Origin of the sequence: Providencia sp. PROV268 (assembly GCF_028477805.1) — a bacterium.
Taxonomy (GTDB): Bacteria; Pseudomonadota; Gammaproteobacteria; order Enterobacterales; family Enterobacteriaceae; genus Providencia; species Providencia stuartii.
Genome location: NZ_JAMPLW010000015.1, coordinates 30,160 through 51,135, shown reverse-complemented (window position 1 = coordinate 51,135; position 20,976 = coordinate 30,160). Strand labels below are relative to the sequence as shown.

The 20,976-nt window shown below is 37.2% G+C and carries 18 protein-coding genes; 8 read left to right on the top strand and 10 right to left on the bottom strand.

The window, feature by feature from the left end; genetic code table 11:
• Positions 1–65: 65 nt before the first annotated feature.
• Positions 66–1,061, bottom strand: coding sequence for a gluconate operon transcriptional repressor GntR (gene gntR / locus PR699_RS12135; protein ID WP_004926113.1), 996 nt, complete (start codon positions 1,059–1,061; stop codon positions 66–68).
• A 202-nt stretch (positions 1,062–1,263) separates the two neighbouring features.
• Between gntR and PR699_RS12130 the strand changes: the two genes are divergently transcribed.
• From PR699_RS12130 to PR699_RS12095, 8 genes are all read left to right on the top strand, one after another.
• Positions 1,264–2,289, top strand: coding sequence for an ABC transporter substrate-binding protein (locus tag PR699_RS12130; RefSeq protein ID WP_014656918.1), 1,026 nt, complete (start codon positions 1,264–1,266; stop codon positions 2,287–2,289).
• Entirely contained in the window at positions 2,286–3,290 is a 1,005-nt protein-coding gene (locus PR699_RS12125) for an iron ABC transporter permease (protein WP_014656919.1), read from the top strand. Before PR699_RS12130 ends, PR699_RS12125 begins: the two co-directional genes overlap by 4 nt.
• The gene (locus tag PR699_RS12120) at positions 3,287–4,054 is read left to right on the top strand and encodes an ABC transporter ATP-binding protein (protein ID WP_004925950.1); all 768 of its coding nucleotides are present in this window, start codon (positions 3,287–3,289) and stop codon (positions 4,052–4,054) included. Before PR699_RS12125 ends, PR699_RS12120 begins: the two co-directional genes overlap by 4 nt.
• A gap of 10 nt (positions 4,055–4,064) precedes the next feature.
• A complete protein-coding gene (locus PR699_RS12115; RefSeq protein WP_014656920.1) occupies positions 4,065–4,883 on the top strand; it encodes a class I SAM-dependent methyltransferase in 819 nt (272 codons plus the stop codon).
• Positions 4,880–5,725 (top strand): ModD protein, encoded by an 846-nt coding sequence (gene modD, locus PR699_RS12110; protein ID WP_014656921.1) that lies wholly within the window; start codon positions 4,880–4,882, stop codon positions 5,723–5,725. The genes PR699_RS12115 and modD overlap by 4 nt, the downstream gene beginning before the upstream one ends.
• 108 nt (positions 5,726–5,833) lie before the next feature.
• The gene (locus tag PR699_RS12105) at positions 5,834–7,843 is read left to right on the top strand and encodes a TonB-dependent siderophore receptor (protein WP_272572904.1); all 2,010 of its coding nucleotides are present in this window, start codon (positions 5,834–5,836) and stop codon (positions 7,841–7,843) included.
• A gap of 475 nt (positions 7,844–8,318) precedes the next feature.
• Positions 8,319–9,308 carry a winged helix-turn-helix domain-containing protein gene (locus PR699_RS12100; protein ID WP_014656923.1) on the top strand — a complete coding sequence of 330 codons (990 nt, stop codon included), beginning with the start codon at positions 8,319–8,321 and terminating at the stop codon, positions 9,306–9,308.
• The gene (locus PR699_RS12095; RefSeq protein ID WP_004925940.1) at positions 9,309–9,788 is read left to right on the top strand and encodes a FidL-like protein; all 480 of its coding nucleotides are present in this window, start codon (positions 9,309–9,311) and stop codon (positions 9,786–9,788) included.
• 69 nt (positions 9,789–9,857) lie between these two features.
• Here the strand turns inward: PR699_RS12095 and PR699_RS12090 are convergent, their stop codons facing one another.
• The 9 genes from PR699_RS12090 to PR699_RS12050 form a co-directional block, all read right to left on the bottom strand.
• Positions 9,858–10,910 (bottom strand): isoaspartyl peptidase/L-asparaginase family protein, encoded by a 1,053-nt coding sequence (locus PR699_RS12090; RefSeq protein WP_004925938.1) that lies wholly within the window; start codon positions 10,908–10,910, stop codon positions 9,858–9,860.
• Positions 10,911–10,985: 75 nt separating this feature from the next.
• A complete protein-coding gene (locus PR699_RS12085; protein ID WP_004926106.1) occupies positions 10,986–11,753 on the bottom strand; it encodes a molecular chaperone in 768 nt (255 codons plus the stop codon).
• Between the two features lie 34 nt (positions 11,754–11,787).
• Positions 11,788–13,050, bottom strand: a complete 1,263-nt coding sequence (locus PR699_RS12080; RefSeq protein ID WP_014656925.1) for a hypothetical protein — start codon at positions 13,048–13,050, stop codon at positions 11,788–11,790.
• 120 nt (positions 13,051–13,170) lie between these two features.
• Positions 13,171–15,711: a fimbria/pilus outer membrane usher protein gene (locus PR699_RS12075; RefSeq protein WP_014656926.1), complete on the bottom strand. Its 2,541-nt coding sequence runs from the start codon at positions 15,709–15,711 to the stop codon at positions 13,171–13,173.
• 95 nt (positions 15,712–15,806) lie between these two features.
• Positions 15,807–16,475 carry a molecular chaperone gene (locus tag PR699_RS12070; protein ID WP_272577845.1) on the bottom strand — a complete coding sequence of 223 codons (669 nt, stop codon included), beginning with the start codon at positions 16,473–16,475 and terminating at the stop codon, positions 15,807–15,809.
• A 53-nt stretch (positions 16,476–16,528) separates the two neighbouring features.
• A complete protein-coding gene (locus tag PR699_RS12065; RefSeq protein WP_004925932.1) occupies positions 16,529–17,098 on the bottom strand; it encodes a fimbrial protein in 570 nt (189 codons plus the stop codon).
• A gap of 15 nt (positions 17,099–17,113) precedes the next feature.
• Positions 17,114–17,686, bottom strand: coding sequence for a fimbrial protein (locus PR699_RS12060; protein WP_041705099.1), 573 nt, complete (start codon positions 17,684–17,686; stop codon positions 17,114–17,116).
• Entirely contained in the window at positions 17,667–18,413 is a 747-nt protein-coding gene (locus PR699_RS12055; protein WP_004925930.1) for a molecular chaperone, read from the bottom strand. The genes PR699_RS12060 and PR699_RS12055 overlap by 20 nt, the downstream gene beginning before the upstream one ends.
• 80 nt (positions 18,414–18,493) lie before the next feature.
• Entirely contained in the window at positions 18,494–19,051 is a 558-nt protein-coding gene (locus PR699_RS12050) for a fimbrial protein (protein ID WP_014656930.1), read from the bottom strand.
• Positions 19,052–20,976 lie beyond the last annotated feature (1,925 nt).

Genomic DNA, 20,976 nt, shown 5'->3' with positions numbered 1-20,976 from the left:
CTTGATAGGGAAATAAAGAGATCTGTGATGCCTCTCTCACTAATATGCTGCATCACTTTTTAATTTCAAATACTTTCACCGGGCAGTAACTCAAAACCAACATCAAATAACGTTTGTGGTAACTTTTTACCATTAATGCGCGCAAGCAGTACTTCGGCGGCCTTACGCCCCATACTATCCCGAGGGGTTAAAACACTGGCTAATTTCGGCGTCATGACTTGCCCAACATCATGACCGTGAAACCCTGATATTGCCAAATCTTCAGGAACTTTAATGCCAAGACGCTGGCACTCAAAAATAGCACCGATGGCAAGGTCGTCGTTGGTACAAAATAAACCATCTGCCTCGGGGTATTTTTCTTTGCACTCATGAAGTAACTGAGCGCCTAATGAATAAGAAGAGCTTGCTTGCGTCATCACATTACGAGGCTCCAACCCCGCATCACGCATCGCTTGCTCATAGCCTTGTAGCCGAATAAAGGTCCGTTCATCATATCGAGCGCCAAGATACACCACATGTTGGCAGCCACGCGCTAACATAGCTGCTGTCATCTGCCGTGAGGCTTCAAAGTTATCAATACCGACAGCAACATCTAAACACGGAGAGACGCTATCCATGATCTCAACCACAGGGATCCCCGCGGTCTTCAACATTCTAAGCGTACGATCAGTATGGGTACGCTCTGCTAAGATCACACCGTCAATATTGTAAGAAAGTAGAAAAGTTAAGCGCTCCTCTTCTTTTTCAGGAAGGTAACCATAGTGTGCTAGCATGGTTTGATAACCATAATGGTCAGTCACTGTTTCAATACCGCGGATCACTTCAGCAAAAACTTGGTTGGTCAGCGACGGTAACAGAACACCAATCGCATGGCTGGTTGCATTAGACAGCAAATCAGGGGCCTTATTGGGAATATACCCTAACGCTTCCACCGCTTGAGCAATTTTACCGCGTAACACTTCAGAAACCTGCTCTGGGTTTCGCAAAAAGCGACTAACTGTCATTTTCGTGACACCGACTCTGTCGGCAACATCCTGTAGTGAGGGTCTTTTTTTCTTCATATATTCCGTGTTTCTAACTTACGCAAGTGCGAGTGACTATGTTCAGCGATCTTTGTATGGATAGCAATGTTTGTTACTGATTTACATCACAGAATAGCGGAGTTTTCCGACTAATGTCTCTTTTGTTATTGACTCCTTAGTATGACTCCGTTAACTTCCGCGCTATATATCAATAAATATAACGAAATTTCTTTTTAGCACTATGGGAATCAATCGTAGACTCTTTATTCAATCCTGCGCGGCGTTAGCGGCACTCGCTTATTTGCCTGCTTATGGGCGCATTGAACAAGCGTTGTTTGGTGTATTACCACAACCAAACAAAATCCAGCGTGTAATGAGTTCTGGTCCACCTGCAGATTTACTGCTATTTGCTTTAGCCCCTGAAAAAATGGTTGGATTCTCATCCATTCATTTGCAAAAAGAGCATGACGAACTATTTGCTCAACAATGGCGAGATTTGCCTATTTATGGTCGCCTAGCAGGTCGAGGAAGTACGCTATCTTTGGAAAAGCTGCTCGATTATAACCCACAGTTAATAATTGATACTGGAAATATTGATGACACTTATCGCTCTCAGGCGGCGAAACTTGCCAAACAAACAGGCATTGCTTATTTACTGATAGCCGGAGGGCTACAAGATTCAGCACAGCAATTACTTCAACTCGGTGAGACCTTAAATGTACCGCAGCAAGCTCAAACGCTCAGCACACTTGCCAAACACTATTTGCAAGACGCGAAACAATTCGCCATACAACACCATGCGAATGCCCCCAGTTTCTACCTAGCTAGAGGCGCCAAAGGTTTACAAACAGGCACCCGAGGCTCTATTCATACTGAAGCCATAGAAATATTAGGTTTCCGTAATGTCGCCGATATTCCTAATTTTAGGGGGTTAACAGAGGTTTCAATGGAACAACTGTATGATTGGAACCCCGATATTATTATTACTCAATATCAAGAAGCCGAGGAATTTATTCGCCAATCCGCGTTATGGAAAGGGTTAACGGCGGTTGCCACTAACCAATTACTGACCTTTGGAGGAATGCCATTTGGTTGGCTTGATGGCCCCCCAGGAATTAACCGCCTCTTAGGCATGCGCCGGTTACAAAGCCATTTTGATCAACAAATCGAATCCACCATACGCGATGACATCAAACAATTTTTCCATCTGTTTTATCACTCATCGGTGACTGATACGCAAATTGATAGATTGATGGAATTATCATGAGTCGCACAATCAAACCGTTACTTCTTGTTATCGTTTTTATCGGCGCCCTGATCATTGCATTAATTAGTGGTAAGTATTCACTTACGCTTAATCAGCTCATTGATTTAGTTGTGTCTGAATTTACCTCACAAACTCTCGCCGATGACCCACGCAATGCCACTGTTTTTTGGCAAATACGTTTTCCTCGCACACTCGCCGCGATGGTGATTGGAGGAGGACTGGCGATTGCAGGAGCGGCTTATCAGGGAATGTTTCGAAATCCATTAGTATCACCCGATATACTTGGGGTTTCAGCGGGGGCTGGGGTAGGTGCTGTTATTGGTATATTTTTAGGTCAATCGCTGCTCTACATTCAACTAGCCGCCTTTGTTGGTGGGCTATTGGCAGTATCTTTAGTGTGCCTAATTGCCCGAATGGCGCGCCAGCATGACCCCATTTTATCTCTCGTCTTAGTTGGTGTTGCGATCAGCGCCTTATGTGGTGCAGCCATCTCTTTAATAAAAATTCTTGCAGACCCTTATACCCAATTGCCTTCTATCACCTTCTGGCTATTAGGCGGGCTTTCATCCATCACCCAAAGCGACCTACTGTCTGTGTTGCCCATTATGTTGGTTGGCATTATGCCACTGTTACTGTTGCGCTGGCGCATGAATTTACTGAGTCTCTCTGATGAAGAAGCGAAAAGTTTGGGTATCAATGTCAGCTTAATGCGAACAATATTTATTATTTCAGCAACATTGATTACCGCCAGTGCGGTATCCATTGCAGGGATCATCGGTTGGATTGGCTTAATCGTTCCGCATATCACCCGAATGATAGTGGGCGCTAACTTCCGCTATCAACTCCCTGCCTCAATGGCTATTGGAGCCATTATGTTACTCATTACCGATACACTCGCTCGCACTATTGCTTCCATTGAGCTTCCACTCGGCATATTAACTTCAGCGGTCGGTGCCCCTTTCTTTTTGGCAATCCTTTTACAAACACGGAGTGCCAAATGAACCTAATCAGACTGGAAAATGTGGCGATTGGCTATCATCATCAAGCCATTATGACAAAAATTAATTTCGCGTTACAAGCTGGCGCGATGACCTGTCTTCTCGGTGCGAATGGGTGCGGCAAAACAACGCTAATGAAAACTTTATTAGGGCTTCTTCCTGCTCTTGAAGGTCACATTTTATTAAAAGAAAAGTCACTCACCTCTTATAAACCGGCTGATATAGCGAAAGTAATTGCTTACGTACCTCAAGCTCATGATACCCCGTTCACCTTTACTGCCATAGATATGGTCATGATGGGGCTGACGCCTCACCTCTCACTCTTTTCTGTTCCCGGCGCCAAAGAACGCGTACTCGGGCTAGAACAACTAAAAAAGCTGGGGATTGAGCATCTTGCCTCGCGTTTATACAGCACCCTCAGTGGGGGAGAAAAACAGTTAGTATTGATAGCCCGAGCCTTAATCCAAAAACCAATCATGTTAATTATGGATGAGCCCGCCGCGAGTTTAGACTTTGGTAACCAGATCCGTTTATTGAAGCAAATTGAACAATTAAAAGCAGATGGGATCACTGTTCTCATGTCGACTCATCACCCACAACATGCTGCCGCCATTGCAGATAATGTTATCTTACTGGATAAACATGCTGGCGTAAGACAAGGCTCTGCCGAAAGTATGTTAACACTTACCAACCTAGCAAGACTCTATTCTATTGATGAAGAGAGTATTGCCGCTCATTTTCAGCTTCCAGCTCATTTTACTCGCTAAGGTGAAAGTTATGCTTATTGACCAATTAGATTTTGCTCAGATGTACCAACAACATATGCAACAAGCCCAGCGTTCACGCAAAGAGCCTGAGCATTGGGATAAAAAAGCGCAAAAAATGGCACAAACCTGTGCAAACCCACAAGATCCCTACTTAATTCGTTTTCGTGAACTCATGGATTTTACTGGTGCAAAAACCTTATTGGATGTCGGATGTGGGCCGGGCTCTGTCTGTTTGGCACTGGCAAAGCATTTCACCACCGTCATTGGTATTGATTACAGCCAAGGTATGCTTGATGCTGCCCAAGAGCGTGCGAAAGCAATGGATATCAATAATGTTCAATTTGAACAATTAGCATGGGAAGATAACTGGGCGCAATTGCCTAAAGTCGATATCGCCGTCGCTTCACGGTCCACTTTAGTCGATGACCTTAAAACAGCCTTATTGAAGCTCAATCGCCAAGCAAACTTACGTGTTTACACCACGCATACTGTAAACCCAACCTTTATTGATGAAAATATCATCCAATTTATTGGTCGGGAAGTCGTTCGCTTACCGACTTACATCTATGCGGTGAATATTTTGCATCAAATGGGAATAAATGCGCGAGTCGATTTTATTAACAGCCCAGATAAAGGCGGATTTGAACAGGTTGAAGATTTTGTCGAAAGCGTCAATTGGTCACTCAAAAATCTCTCTGATGAAGAGATTGCAAAATTACACCAATATTACGACCTGCAACTCGCGTCAGGAAAGCGCATTCCCTATCCTGCGCGCAACTGGGCCATGGTGTCATGGGATGTTGTTGATGAAATGAGTCTAACATTATGATTTATTTACCCGATAGTTTTATCGACCAGCTACTTCTTGATGATATTCAATATGGCGATTTAACAACACGCTCTTTAGGCCTACATACTCAAGCAGGCACAATGACATTGGTTTCGAAACAGGGTGGGTGTATCAGTGGTATTGATGTTGCCTCACGCATGCTAAATAAACTCGGTATTGATTTTCAAGCTAATTATCGTGATGGCGACGTGGTTCCAGAAAATAGCTGCTTAATAAAAGCCTCTGGAACAGTAGAAGCCCTTCATCAAGCATGGAAAGCCGTACAAAACGTCCTTGAATGGTGCTGCGGTGTTAGTCACTACACCCACCAAATGGTCAGTCTCTTAAAGCGTTATCAACCTGATGCCCAACTTGCCTGTACAAGAAAAACGGTGCCGGGAACAAAGTTACTTGCATTGACCGCTATTATTGCTGGCGGCGCTATTATTCACCGAGCAGGGAGTGCGGAAAGCATTCTATTGTTCACCAACCATCGTCGTTGTCTTGCCGACCCCGATGATTGGCACTCGCATATTCATACACTTAGGGAAGCCGCCCCTGAAAAACAGATTATTGTTGAGGCAGATAATAGACAACAAGCGACACTCGCCATTGAGGCTGGCGCCGATATTGTTCAATTAGATAAATTCAGCCCAGCACAAATCCGCCAATTGCATCAACAAATACAAACACAAAATCGTTTATGTCGGCTATCTGCGGCTGGAGGGATCAACTTACAAACAATAGAAGCGTATGCGCAAACAGGTATTAGATTGTTTGTCACATCGGCTCCTTATTACGCTCCCCCCAGAGATATCAAAGTAAACATTTTCACAGGATAGACCTAATTTAAACGAACCCTATGTTGCAAAGGGTTCGTTTTCTCAATAAACGACGCACATCGTTATATAAAAAACAACATATCGATTTAGGCAAATTGGAATTTTATGATGAAAATAAAACAGATCACTTATTTAGTTGGGATGGCACTATTTACTACACACAGCTTTGCAGCCACCTCTGAAAAATTAGCTAATCGTGATGTGATGAGTGTTTGGAGTACACCACTTGCAGCCGATGAAAACATCATGACTCAAGCGCAAATGAAGCAGCTGAATAAAACAAATGTTGCTCAAGCGCTTAGTACAATGCCTGGTGTAGTGATCCAAAAATCAGGTAATCGTAATGAAACTCAAGTGAATGTCCGTGGTTTTGATAGTCGCCAAGTACCTGTGTTTTTTGATGGTATCCCAACTTATGTTCCTTATGATGGAACATTAGATCTTGGGCGTTTTATGACCAGCGAACTCGCTAGTGTTGAGTTGTCGACAGGCTATACGTCATTGTTACAAGGCCCCAACTTGATGGGTGGCGCCATAAACTTAACGACCGCCACACCTAAAAAACCTTTAGAGGCCAATATCAATCTAAATCAAGGCTTTGCTCGCGGCGCTGATAATGCGCGCAATATCAGCGCTCGTTTAGGCGGTCGTAACGATCTTGGCTTTATTCAGCTCAGTGGTAGTCAATACAAACAGCGTTTTATGGGGTTGCCTGATTCGGCTGATAATAACCCATTAGCCGGTAGCCACGGTCGTCGAACTAATTCAGCCACAGACGATAAGCGTTTAATGTTAAAGATGGGCTGGACGCCACGCGACGCTGATGAGTATGTGGTCACTTATTTAAAACAAGATGGCGATAAAAATAGCGCCCCCAGTGCTGATAATAAAAAACAGCAAATTTGGCAGTGGCCAGAGTATAACAAAGAGAGTATTTACTTTAATGGTACGACCCAAGTTACCAATGATATTGCGCTGCAAAGTCGGCTCTATCACGACAAATTCAAAAATACGCTCCATCAATACAAATCAGTTCAGGATTATCGAGCAGGCAAATACAATTACAGCCACTATGACGATTACAGTAATGGTGCCGATATGCGTATCGATTTTACCCTTCGTGAAATAGACATGCTGTCGTTCGCTGCCCACTGGAAAGAAGATATCCACCGCGCACGTAGTAATAAAATCGTTCCTTATGATCGTTATAAAGATCAAACTTGGTCAATCGCCACTGAATACCAATGGGTTGCAACCGATCAGCTTGATATCATTGGTGGGCTTGGCTACGACTGGCGCAATAGTGATGATGGGAAGCGTTATTTATACAATAAACAAAATGTCGTTACTGGGATTGAAAGCTATGAAGATAACCGCCAACGTGCCTTCAATTGGGAACTTATGGCCCGTTATCATCGAGCAAACAATGATACGGTACAATTTTCAGTGTCAGATAGAAGCCGTTTCCCAACCCAAAAAGAGCGCTACACTAAAAATAAGATGAAAAACAATGATAGTTTTATCATCAACCCGCATCTTGATGCAGAGCGTGCTTTAACATTTGATCTCACTTATAAAGGCTACATCACCGCCGATTGGTCCTACAATGCTAGCGCTTATTATAATCATGTCTCTGATGCCATCATGGCACACTACATACATTATGACCCCGCCGCGGGCAGCGACGTTTATCAAAACCGTAATAGCGGTAAGGTTAATTATGCTGGGATTGATTTAGGCAGTCATGGCCAAATTACTGACTGGATGGCTGCGGGTTTAAGTTATAGTTATATTCATGCTGACCCAAAACACGATAGCGCAAAACATGTTGCAGAATTACCAACACATAAAGCGTTCGTTTGGATTAAGTTTATGCCTAATGAACCATTTAGCATTACAGTAACAGAAGAAGCAAGAAGTTGGGCATTTAATTATATTGATAGTAATGAGAAAGTTAGGGGTTTTGCAAAAACGGACATTCGCTTTAATTATGATCTAGGTCATGGAATTTCTATAAATTCGTCAGTGAATAATTTATTTGATAAGTCATATCAATATACCTCTGGATATATTGAAGAGGGTCGTAATTACTGGTTGGGATTTGAATATAACTATTAACCATCAATTAATTTAGGTAAGAGGTTCATCTCTTACCTAATAATTAAATAGATAATAAGACTTATATTAAATCACTATTTTCAAATAAAATTTAATAATATAGGTGCTTGTACTTAGGATTCGTCTTAATAATATTTAATCTCTTAAGCCCATTATCATAGCCAAACCTATATTTTAGTGATATATGGTTTTTTACACATATTTAATGCTATATACAGATATATAATTCTAACTTTACATAATTATACATTACACAACTCTGTTTTATCAGCTATATCTATATATTTAAGTCTAAACTCATCAAAGTCTCATAGCGCAATACTTGAAGTTAATTGATTCCGTATTTAGACTATAGGAATTATAAATATTCATAAAAATATACTTTTACTAATACTTTTAGATTTTAGAAAATTATTCAGTTTTTATCATGATTTCGCCGTCTTAGGATTAGAAATTAGAGAGAGCAACCGTGTTCATGAAAAATAGCAAAGACTATCTCATAAATAATAAATTTATTTTTGAGACAGGTAAGAACTTCATTTTTATAAAGAATGAAGTTGATAAGTTCGTTGAGTTATCAAAGCCTGCATCACGACTATTGAATGAAATCATCATACTTAACCAAAAATCCAAAATTGCTACAAGAGAAGAGCTACTGATAAAAGTTTGGGAAGAGTATGGCTTAGTAGGTTCAAACAATAACTTAAATACTTATATTAGTGAAATAAGAAAGAAATTTGAGTTGATCGGTATCGACCCAAAATCTATTGTTACCGTTCCTAAAAAAGGGTTTCGTTTTGATTGTGACGCCTTAGAAACCATCACTGATGAAAACGATACGCCATATTTGCCAGAAGAAGAGATAGTCGTACTAAATAGCAGTGATGTTACTTTAGGTTTAGATGACTATGAACATTCCGTTACGTATTCTTCACAATATAGTGAAAAAAATGCTGAGGAAGCAACAACTCAATTTGTTGATCAGAAATCAATTATAGAAGAGCATCTTCATCAACCACGACAAGATAATTCGATATCAGAATTATCATCAACCGTACAAGAAGAGCCACAACTGCTCAAAATACAGAATAAGGGTAAATTTAAAAATAACCCTATTTTGTTCGCTTTGATTGCAATGTCATTATTTTTGTTCATTTTTGTTTTCTATTACACCACTAATTCTAATGCAAGCATGGAAGTAAATAGCTACATGACAGTCAGTGAGCGAGACAAATGTTTGATACAAATACCTATTAATCTCATTGAAAGCTCAACAAAAGATAGCATCGATTTTGTGAATAAAAAACTTGATAAATATAATGTAAATTGTCAAGAGCCTAAACGTGTTATCTTACTTTCAGAGCCGAATAGTATTCAGTCTATTGATAAAAATATATCCCTTAGTATTTGTAAGGAAAAAAAGGCTCAATATGACTGTGTATCAATCAATGATCAGAGAATTTAAATGAAAAAATATATTTTATTGTTTTTATTTGTTTTTATTTCGGCTGTGGCAACAACAACATTTATCTATAATAAAGATAATGATGTGAATATTTGTAACTCTGATATTTTATGGATAAAAGATAACGGTACCGATGATGGGATTATGCTGAAGTCAAAAACCAGTGTACTCGTCGCAGATGATAACACCGGAAGAATGAATATGTATGGTTATATCAAGGAGAATAATATTTTTTATCGCCTTGATAGAGCGCTCTATTTTAGCTACCACGCGATTGATAAAAATAACCATTATTCGATACGGTTTAAATCGTTATCGATCACAAGTTCGGATAACGTTCCTCAAAAGCTGTTTGCAAACTTTATTCAGCTTGAAGAAGAAAAAATACACTATTATATTAATTTAACTAAAATGGATGATAATATTTACATTATCAAAGATGAAGCCTACTCATCATTTACTTGCCATGCTGATAAATAGAAAAAGCCTACTTAGAAAAAGTAGGCTCAGCCGTGAAAATTTCAGAAAAACACTCAAAAGGGTTAATAACTAAGGCCCAAATATGGCTACTTGTGGAATGCCATCCTGACCGATCGTTCCACGAAACATTCCCTTCGTATTGAATTGCATAACAAAATTACCTTTGCTATCTATCGCAATAATACCACCCGTACCACCCATATTTTTCACAGAGTTTAAAGTATTCATCACCGCTTCTGCTAACGGTGTATTACTGTATTTTATTTGTGCCACAACATCATAAGCGGCCACTCCACGAATAAAAACTTCACCTAACCCCGTGGTAGAAATTGCAACTGTATTATTATCAGCATATGTTCCTGCCCCAATAATAGGCGAATCCCCAATACGACCGTAATGCTTATTGGTGCTGCCACCTGTAGAGGTTGCCGCAGCAACATTTCCACGGCTATCTACAGCTACTGCACCTACCGTGCCATATTTATAATCATAAAGCAGAGGATCTTCAAATAAGGCAGCATTTAGCCCTTTTTCTTGATCAATTTTATGGCTAATTTCTTTGACTTTTTTTAGCTGTTCAAGTCTAGATTCAATAATAAAATAAGAAGGATCAACGAGTTCCAACCCCTCAGCTTTTGCAAATTGTTCTGCACCGGTACCACCCATCATAACATAAGGGCTTTTGGTCATAACTTTATAAGCCGCTATAATTGGATTTTTAATGTTAGAAACCCCAACGACGGCCCCCGCGGTATGGTCACGTCCATCCATAATGGAAGCATCCAGTTCTACTTTATTATCCGTAGTTAAAGATGCGCCTTTACCCGCGTTATATAATGGAGAATCCTCCATGATGATCACAGCGGCCTGTACAGCCTCAATACTGTCTCCACCTTTTGATAAAATTTCATACCCTGCTTGCAAAGCTTCTTTCAACTTTAATTCATGTTCTTTCTGTAATTGAGGTATAAGTGATTTTTCTGTTATATCACCAGCTCCTCCATGAATTAACAACCTAAAATTATTATTTTGTTGAGACATTGCAAAAGAAAATGGGAATAATAAAATAAAAAAACTCAGAAAAAGCGCTAGTATTTTATGTATATAGAATATTTTTTTCATTCGAAAACCGTGTAAACTAATTACCAAATATTACTCTTTCTGAGTTTTAGACCGGAAATAACTAAGATGAGTCGTTTATAACGTTGTTGTACGCTGTTCTAAAGGCATAGAAAACTCGTCCAGCACTCTCCAAGTTACTTTCGCGCCACTAGGAACAGATTTATTTTTCAGTTTAAACCTTTGCTCTCCTTTAGGAATCAATGGTTTAAATGTTTCATTTCTATCAATCTCAATAGAATTCACTGAAATATCTTCGAAAGTCATATATATAGGTGAATTATTTGTAACAATAAGTTCATTATTCTCCACCCTAAATTGTAATTTATCCAACTCTTCTTTAATTCTATAATATTCAAGCTGTTTTGGTCGGTAATATACTTTAAAATTCATCACGCGTACTACTGATAACTCAGAATTATGCTCGACATTATCACCCTCCTTTGGTACTTCAGAGGTTGGTATTGCTCTAAATTTAGCGATATATACAGACTCTCTGTCTTTGGGCATTTTTGACACATCACCAGCAAAGATAACTCGCCAATAATAGCGAGTTTTACCCTCTAATTTGTGTAATGGTGGCGTAATAATGAAAGGGATTTCTTCAGTATTACTATTCAATAAAGTAATGCCCGTATTAGTATCTAATGCTTCCATAGAGCCTTGGATCAGATAAGGGAGACTCTCTTTATTCCGTAAAGAAATAGAGATACTTTTATTACCTTCAACATAAGTACTCCGTATTAACTGAAAGCTAATACTATCCGGAATGTTACTATATGCAGATGTCATCGACAAAAAGAATAGAGCACCTAAAATAAATATTATCTTGCCTAGCTGTCTCATATTACTCTCTTAAACTATTAATGCTTAATATTGATCAAACCTTAGTATACACTAGCAATTCAACTCTTCCTTTATACTTACCAGGTTTTACATCACGATTCTTACACATTAACCAACGTATGTTTAAGTTATCATTTTCAGCTTGCGCATTTTTGTTTAGTGGAATATCTGAATTATCAAACTTAATTAAATTTGATTGATTCGTTGCGTCGCAACTCAGCGCAGGGATATTACCACCATCAAAATATGGTGCCCCTATAACCCAAGGTTTTACTGTACTCTTCTCACCTGAATCAATTTGTTCTAATTCCAGCTTCGTTAAATTGTCACCTTTGGCTTCACCCATTCTCGGAATTGCAGACATATATAACGGATTCCCTTGCCCGCTACAGTTAAATGTTAACCGCGATTCTAGTGGGATTGAATCAGCACGGCCAAAAGTTTCGTGGAATACAGTACCACTTGCTGCACTTATACGACAAACTCGGGCTATTTTAACATTGGTAATAAAGCGAACCTTTATCTCCCCATCAGCTCTAAAACCTTTATGTCCTCCTAAGCTTACAAGTCTAAAGGCACTATTATCCATTATAAAGTCACCAGGAACCGCTTTTCCATTTAAATAGACTTCTAAAGGCTTAGCAATAGAAAACTGAACATGTTTGGTTCCACCATAGCCTATAGTTATTTTACCTGGTGGAATATAACATAAATTTAAACCTTGGGTTTTTTTTGGATCAATAGACTTAAGATTTGCTATCGGTTCACCAAGAACACCCGAATATGATGTCTTTAACCCTTGAGTGCCGTTAGGTAAGTTTAAATTGATATCAACTTTAAAGCTAGGAACAACCCACGCGAATAAACCAGAAGCGTCTGTGTGTTTCATTTTAAAAGCAAATTTTTTACCCTGACCTAATACCGTATGTTCTGATGCATTAAAGGTCTCTGCTCTGCAACGACCTGAATAGTCAGAGATACCGACTATTGCGAACTCATCATCCCATTCTCTATTGTTAAGCGTTGAAGTGGTGTTCGGGTAATATTCAGGACGTTGAGTATAAATACCATACTCTGGAGGCCCCATCGTAATCGATGTCGCCCCCATCATCCTTGCATCAAGCAGATGAGGTGTCCCCTCAGGAACCTCATCATCTAGGTCAATCATACCATAGAGCTGTACAATCATTTGACCTGCCTGCATTGGACCTTCAGCATGCGCATTAGAAAAAAGCATCCCTATCGACATAGCTGATAAAGAAATCGCTTTCAAACATTTAGAAATACTTTTACTCATAACTGAACCTACCTTAACAAATATACAGTCAATCATTTATAATGCGCTAATTCATCTCATGTTCATTTTGAACGCTATCAATAAAATAAATGATTTGCTTTTTAGTGTATTAATAACAAGCTAGCGGCATTCTGCAGCAAGAGTACGAACAGGCTGCGTACTTGTTGTGATAACTTTATCTAGGCCGGTGAATTTCAATACACAATGTTGTTCTTGACCACTTCCCCAGCTAATATTTAATGTACCTGAATTAGGTAATCCACTCATAAATAGCTTATTATTATCACCTACAATACCTGTATTTTCTTCTACCACGTTACTTTCTACTAATGTAGCGATGGCTCCAAAAGGTACTGCACTTCCATTTGCCATACGTATATTAAAGAGCACCTGATAACCCACTTTTGTATCGAATTTAGCCTTAACAAAAGCCCCTGCCGATGGATAAATAGTCTTGGTTGTCTCCTTCAGCATGACATCATCAGGTAAAGTATTCACATCTAGGGTCACAATATTAGAGCTATAAGGTGTTGCATATGGATATAACGCATAACCTTGCCCGTTAACAACGGTATTTTGGTTATTCGTTTTTGTTCCTTTTGCTTCTGGAGCCTCAATAATAATACCACTATCACCAATTGTACGGCTAAACAGCACTCCGCCTTCGTGTAATAACATTCCACCGGACAAGCTACCATTCACAGACTGGTTATTTTTTGAGTAATTATAACCCGCAGATATGCCAAAATTAGGCGCAGAGTAACTAGAGCTTAGCGTACCGCTTCCACCAACTCCTTTATTTCCATATGCTTGAGAAATTCCATAAGAGAAACTACCATCTCTGGAAGTACCACTGATCCCTACCTGTTGGTTAATATAACCATCATTATCTTGACTGTAAGAATATGTACTATACATATTCTCTATTAATTCATTATTAGAGAATATACTAAATGGAATATCTACGTTGATAGATATTTGTCTGTTCTCAGGCCAACTTTCTTTATCTTTAATACGGTCAATGCTGTAGTTTACTGAGTAGTTAACTTTTTTAAATGAACCATTATATCCTATGGATAATTGTTTCACTTTCCTATCTATTTCCCAATAGTCATAAATACTACCGGAGATATAAACACTTCCGTACTCCCCTAACGACTGTCTTAGTGCCGTCGTGAAGCTACTACGTTGACGTTGATTTAACCACGGTGCCACATTATCTTTTAGCTTATGGTCATAGTTATTAAAATCAGCAAAACTAAAATACGAACGAGTTGAATAACGTAAAGCTGTCAAGTCAACAGATGTCCCTGTCGATGCCATACTTTTTGAATATCTTATTCTGAATGACTGCCCTGAACGATCACCAAGATTACCATCCATATTTGCTGTCGCATGGGTGATATCTGCAGATAACGCCCCAAATGTTCCCAAAGATATTCCAAGACCTGCCGCAGCAGAAAAATAGTCTTTAGCCATCAATAGCCCACCGTATAGTGTGCTATTTGTAGGTAATCCGTAAATAAATGACCCTAAAAAGAAATCAGATTCTCTAGAGGTTTTGGTATATCCACCATCATAACGACCTACAACGGCCTCATATTTATAACCATCAGGACGAAGCATCACAGGTAAAGATGAGAAGGCAACTGTTGATGTTTTCTCAGTACCATTCTCCTCTTTAATGGTGACATCTAAGTCACCCGCGTTTCCTGTAGCGTAAATATCTTTGATGACAAACGGACCAGGGGAAACATAAGTTTGATAAACAATATAACCATTCTGGCGGATAGTGACCATTGCATTTGACTGCGCGATACCTCTAACTTCAGGTGCAAAACCTCTCATACTACTAGGTAACATTTGCTCATCAGATGCAATTTTCATCCCTTTCAATGGAACGGCATCAAAAACATCACTTCCTGAGCTGATTTCCCCGACAGAAAAAGTGGATTTGATAGAATGTAGTGCACGCATAACATAAGTATTAGAGAAATTCGTTTGGTCTTTTTCTCCCTTAGACTTACTATATGCTAAATTTGATCTTAACCTCCAAGGTCCTGCATTTAACCCTGCACGGATGTTCGCAAACATATTTTCATTTTTAATTATTTCATTTGCGTCATTTCTGCTTTTGTTACCACTGACAAAATAATTAAAAAATAATGCAGGAACACCATCATCTAATAAGCTAGGATCGATATAACCTTGTACCTTGTTATCCATAGCTATTTGAGGAATAGTTAACGTTAATCTTAGGTTTTGGATGTTAGGTGTCACCGTAGCATCTGGAATATATTTAGAAAGGTCTAAAATAGAGGTATCCGGATTAACGCCATTGAAACTCGGTAAAGTTTTAGTAGCCACGCCCCAGTCCTCCAAAAGTTTTGGAGTAAACTCGGGAACAACCTCACCTTGAGGGTTTAATTTAAAATTAACTTTTTTACTACCCAGAATATTACGGTTTACTTCAACAGTGATCAAATACTCACCAGGAGGCACACTATTCGTTGCAGTAAATTTAGATAAGTCAATCTGAGATGCGTCAACCCCCAACTGACTTTCTAACATTGTTGGATCAAAATAATCGTCACCATAGGAATATAGAGACAAAAAAATTAGTGACGATAACATACTTATTTTGAATAATTTCATTTCCATTTCACTGACCTTTATTTGCCTTTATATTCCCAAAGTTAATCGTTAATAATTTAGAAACTCTTAGATATATAAAGCTAAAGCACCTTTAAAATTTATTAATTATCAACAGATCCGTATTTATAGTGATATACATCAGTAGCAGAACCATAATCGTTCATAAAACGCCATCCACCGCTCATTTTCTCGCCATTAAATTTTATTTTATCTAAAACATATTTATTGAAGGGTGGAATTAGTATTGTTTCTTTTAACTCATTACCATTGTAAGTAAAATCGACAATAGTCATATTAAATGGAGTAGGATTATCAATAACCCATTTACCATTACTTTTATTGATAGTAATTTTTTCATAATCCGAGGTTTTAGGGGCGGATATACCTTCCGGCCGATAAAAAGCCTTGATAACAATCGCCGTTACAAATACAACACTCAGCTTATTTTCTTGTTCATTATTTTTTGATGTTGGCGGTATAGCTCTTGCCTTAAAGTAAAAGAGCGACTCTCTATCTTTAGGTAGATTAGAGTAGTCATTGGGTCTAATTCTTACTGAGTATCCACTATTAGCTTCGACTCTAAATAAAGGAGGTAAAACAATAAAATTATTATTCTGAGATTTTTTATCCTCGCCCAACATTGTTGTTTGAACAATGAGTGGATGATTCGAGTCATTTATAAGTTGAATATCTTGACTCACATCCTTATGTGAAAAAATAATTCTACTTTTATTTAGAGATATTCCATTCGCGAATACGCTGGATGTCATCAGTAATGCTATCAAGAACAGTATTTTTTTAAACATTAGAAAAACCAATTTAGTTAGTCAACCATATAAGTTAACGTGAACGTTGACTTGAATTGACCAATGTTTGCGTCAGATGCACAGTCTTTAACCCCATTCTTGCACATTAAATAGGCATAAAACTGTTTTTCCATGACATTTTCTTGAATATTGGTCCAAATTTTGTTTTTATTTTTATCAAAAAAGACATCATCAGCTTGCGTAGCTGTTTCTTTATCACTGATTCTTATAGCAAAAGTTCTCTCACCAGGATCATCTAAGAATCCATTATTTTCAACAACATAGTTACCATCTAAAGTAATATAATTATTAGCAAAGTCATTATTTTTACACTCCGCTAATTTAATCGAAAAAGGTAATTTAACTTTTCCCTCAGCGGAATCAGACTTTAATCTTGCCAAAGCGATTGAACCAAAATCAATGACATTCTGTGAAGTACCTTCAATAAGGATATCACATGTATTTTTAGGTACAGTCACATTAAATTCTATGTCTACCCCTTCTTTATCCTTTGCATTTGCATTTCCAAATAACATACACACGCCTAAAGTAACCGCAAATATAAGATTATTTCTCTTAAAATTCATTATAATAATTCCTTATTATGGTTGCTCTAACGTAATATCTATAGAGGAAAGCAACTCTCCAGGTTTTAAAGAACTTTCACCATCTAATTTAACCACACTAACTTCGAATAAATTTTCTGCTTTACCATTCCCTTTTATAGTAAAAGGTACATGTTCTGATTTTGAAAGTTCAACTATTTTGCAACTGGACTCATCGTCTTTACAAGACCATAATACAAACGCTGCATTTGTTATATTATTAGTAGGATAGATTTTATTCATGCTATTAACTTCAGTACCACTGCCCGAAGTTATTTTCATCAGATATGGTACACCCGCATTTCCATTAGAAAAATCAAAGCTATCACATTCATAACCAAATAAAAATTGCTTCACATGCGTTTTATCTGTAACAGCTTCTTTTATTGTATTGGTCTGTATCGGTAAATTAAAAGTAACATCTAATGTAGGAGAGACAACTTTACAAGAGCCTTTAATGATATTACCTTTAACTTCAAATTTAACTGCATTTGCAACACTATTAAAACCTAATAAAAACGGTAACGTTAGGCAACCAAGTTTGATGTATTTAAAGTATTTGGCCATCATATTTCTCCTCGCCACCTAGATCATTAATTACAACCCATGTAGCTTGCTTATTATTCAAACCTCCACCGACTGTATAGCTATAAGAACTATATGGCGCAATCATGGTATTCTTTTTCTGTAGGCTTAAACTGACCTTTTTTCCACCAACCACTAATCTATTTAGATTTATGTAGTAAGGAGAGTTATTTTCAACTACTACACCTGATGGAGAGGATTTGATCACTAACTTCTTATATGCATCTTCTATTGATATAGGTAAATTATTAGGACGATAGAATAATTTTATAATATTATTATAGCCAATATTGATACCCGCACCTGTTGCTGGTCCATTAGTTGAGGGGATCATAGTGCCTGTAAAGTAAAAAACTGTTTCTCTATCTACTGGTAGGCTATGAGGCTGTATAAATATTCTAATATCTTGGCTTTTTTTACTATCAACTTTAACTAAAGGTGGATAAATTGCGAAAGGAACATTTTTACCACCGTTCTCTTGGGTTATAGCAAATTTAGCAAGATAGTTAATACTCGTATTATTTCTTGCACTAATAGAAATGCTTTCCTCTCCTTGAGAATAGACTAATCTTGTAGCATTTAACCCTACTCCACCATTCGCAAATGACTGCGCGGAAATAAATGGTAAAATAAAAACAAACAGTAAAATTAACAATCGCAGATTATCTATCGAAAAATTCAAATTTCTTTGTTTTAGTTTTATTGTTTGCATTATCTAAACCTACATTTTCCATCTTCAATAATAAGAGGCTGTAAATAGCCTCTTATGCCATTATCTAAACTTTATCAGTATTAGTTATAAGATACAGAGAAAGTAACTGGTACGTTTAATGTATCAGGAGCAACACCTACTTGAGTCAGTAAAAGTTTAGCCAATACAGGAATTGTAGTGCTACCGTTAACATCTACAGCGTTAGAGAATTTCAGCTCTGTGTCTACGTTTGGTTTGATATCTTTACCACCTGAAGATAATGCAACTGCTAAAGATTTAGCACCTGTGTTTGCAAAATACTCTGGGAATAGTGGAGATTCTTTACCTTCTGCATGAACGAAAATAGCTGCATCTTCTGCTGCTGCTTTAGAACAGTTAGTCAGGATCAGGTTGAAGTTTTTATCTGAACCTAATTGGTCTTTAACATTCTTACCATTAGTTTGGTCAAGAGTAAAAGTACCCCAATCAATTACAGAACCTTCCGCAGTTGAAGCTACATCACAAGAAGCCGCACGTAATTGAGCTTTGAAACGTACTTCAGTGCTTTTTTTACCTACTTCATCAGCAGCTAATGCTGAACCAGCTACCATTGAACTTGCTAATACTGCGATTGTTACTAGTTTCTTGTTGAATAACATTTTAAATACCTCTGTATTTATAACATGTAGTAGTGAAAGACATTGTTATTTAATGTTCAAATTTAAATTCGTTACATCCTTGTAAATCCAGTCCTAAAATTTTGAATATAAACTTGAATAATCAGCATTAGCCTATTTAGCTAACACCATTAGGGTTAAAAAAATCCTTTTAATCCCCTTTTTAAAGGCAAGTCAAAAAAATTGACTCTAAAAAAGGCACTACCCTTTCTACTTACATACTCAAAAACACATATTAAGTAGTCGTATTTTTACGGTTCTAGTGACTCTTGAATTTAACTTATTGTTAGCTTTCAGCTATCCAGTAATAGACTCCTGAGCACCGCCTATAGTAAAAAATAAAAATACTATTCCTATAAAGGAAAGTGACGGCCAATATAGAAATAGCTATATGGATAAAATTTTCAACCTAGTTAATTAGTCATTTCATTAACTATTAACTAGACAAAGATAATAGCCAACATCAGGAACATATTTAATGTTAGGAGTTTTCTTATATTTGGAAGATATCAAAATCTTTATCTAATTGCGTTTTCTCTAAAAGCAAAACGTAGTAGCATAATTATCTTTTTCAATATGAAGAATATTTCCAAACATCCTCATCAACTGGTTCCAATATTACCGCAACAATATCTTTTGTCAAAAACACAACAAAAAAGCATTACAAACAAAATATAATATTTACAAACACCAAGACAAAAGCACAAACAACCACAAAAGCTAAAAAATCATATTTTTAGCCATCAAAATTGGATTAATTTATATTTATAAAAGGTAAATAATTTATAAAAATTTACATTTGTATCCATTTGTTTGAAATAATTTCATTACATATAAAACTATAAAAAAGGAATATGCTGAAATAAAATTCTATATTTTATAATCTAACAATACTTAACACCAATTTACACACAAAAGAAGATAATTAATCTATGTGGTTGAATTGTTGTAAGATAAGTCTTAATTGACATTCACCCCAAATGTAACAGTTCTTTACTTTTCATGTCATCCGCTTTGAGTGTAATGATTACCCTTTGGTTTTATTTAGAATTTCACCAAGTGGCTATTTTTTAATTAAACTTACGGCATTACTTTACTTAGATACAAAGATGTATCTCCACTCAAGAGAATAATTTTTCAATAGCAATGTTCTATCTCTAATCGTTACCTTTAAAAAACCATGATAATCCTAAACATATCAACGCTGTTCTCCTATATAGATAGGGGAAACATGCCTCATATGCAGTCGCTTAGCAGTGAACGATGATATTCCTTTATCTAAGGGTGAAGTGAGAGAATATAAAGATATTCATCTATAAAGAAGAGATAGAAGTATTTCAAAGACTTCTCGCGGTATGAGTTTATAACTAGAAAAATAAAGTGATATGAAACTCAAGATTTATTTTTGATTATGTGGGTCGCGGGCAGTGAAACAATATTCGCTAAATAAATACATTAGAATATATAACTAAGTAAATACTACTCTATTTATGCCTCTACTAATTTTTTATTACAAATTAATTATCCACTAATGAAGTTTATTGATATTGCAGACGACCTTTTAACTATTCATAAAAAGACACTCCCCATAATAGCCTAGTGATTGTTGCTTCTATTGACGAAAAAATACTTACAAAGTACCTTAAGTCACAAATTATCGCTTTATTTTAATTAAATAAGACATCTTAAATAGAATATTTAACCGCTATTGAGATACAAAAAACAAAATGCATAATTTTAAATTTTACACCTTAATTTTATAAGGTTAATGACCGTAGACGGTTATAGCATCCCAAAATCGGCAGTTTTGTGCCGTTTACCGATAAACATCGGTCTAACAGAAAAGCCTAGCCTAAAGCCTCACAATTACTGACGGTTAAGAAAAACGCCCAAACTGTGTTATGACA

What these genes read in the sequence shown, in the direction of transcription:
- gntR (WP_004926113.1), bottom strand. Translation starts at nt 1,061, where the DNA reads ATGAAGAAAAAAAGACCCTCACTACAGGATGTTGCCGACAGAGTCGGT.
- PR699_RS12130 (WP_014656918.1), top strand. Translation starts at nt 1,264, where the DNA reads ATGGGAATCAATCGTAGACTCTTTATTCAATCCTGCGCGGCGTTAGCG.
- PR699_RS12125 (WP_014656919.1), top strand. Translation starts at nt 2,286, where the DNA reads ATGAGTCGCACAATCAAACCGTTACTTCTTGTTATCGTTTTTATCGGC.
- PR699_RS12120 (WP_004925950.1), top strand. Translation starts at nt 3,287, where the DNA reads ATGAACCTAATCAGACTGGAAAATGTGGCGATTGGCTATCATCATCAA.
- PR699_RS12115 (WP_014656920.1), top strand. Translation starts at nt 4,065, where the DNA reads ATGCTTATTGACCAATTAGATTTTGCTCAGATGTACCAACAACATATG.
- modD (WP_014656921.1), top strand. Translation starts at nt 4,880, where the DNA reads ATGATTTATTTACCCGATAGTTTTATCGACCAGCTACTTCTTGATGAT.
- PR699_RS12105 (WP_272572904.1), top strand. Translation starts at nt 5,834, where the DNA reads ATGAAAATAAAACAGATCACTTATTTAGTTGGGATGGCACTATTTACT.
- PR699_RS12100 (WP_014656923.1), top strand. Translation starts at nt 8,319, where the DNA reads ATGAAAAATAGCAAAGACTATCTCATAAATAATAAATTTATTTTTGAG.
- PR699_RS12095 (WP_004925940.1), top strand. Translation starts at nt 9,309, where the DNA reads ATGAAAAAATATATTTTATTGTTTTTATTTGTTTTTATTTCGGCTGTG.
- PR699_RS12090 (WP_004925938.1), bottom strand. Translation starts at nt 10,910, where the DNA reads ATGAAAAAAATATTCTATATACATAAAATACTAGCGCTTTTTCTGAGT.
- PR699_RS12085 (WP_004926106.1), bottom strand. Translation starts at nt 11,753, where the DNA reads ATGAGACAGCTAGGCAAGATAATATTTATTTTAGGTGCTCTATTCTTT.
- PR699_RS12080 (WP_014656925.1), bottom strand. Translation starts at nt 13,050, where the DNA reads ATGAGTAAAAGTATTTCTAAATGTTTGAAAGCGATTTCTTTATCAGCT.
- PR699_RS12075 (WP_014656926.1), bottom strand. Translation starts at nt 15,711, where the DNA reads ATGGAAATGAAATTATTCAAAATAAGTATGTTATCGTCACTAATTTTT.
- PR699_RS12070 (WP_272577845.1), bottom strand. Translation starts at nt 16,475, where the DNA reads ATGACATCCAGCGTATTCGCGAATGGAATATCTCTAAATAAAAGTAGA.
- PR699_RS12065 (WP_004925932.1), bottom strand. Translation starts at nt 17,098, where the DNA reads ATGAATTTTAAGAGAAATAATCTTATATTTGCGGTTACTTTAGGCGTG.
- PR699_RS12060 (WP_041705099.1), bottom strand. Translation starts at nt 17,686, where the DNA reads ATGATGGCCAAATACTTTAAATACATCAAACTTGGTTGCCTAACGTTA.
- PR699_RS12055 (WP_004925930.1), bottom strand. Translation starts at nt 18,413, where the DNA reads ATGCAAACAATAAAACTAAAACAAAGAAATTTGAATTTTTCGATAGAT.
- PR699_RS12050 (WP_014656930.1), bottom strand. Translation starts at nt 19,051, where the DNA reads ATGTTATTCAACAAGAAACTAGTAACAATCGCAGTATTAGCAAGTTCA.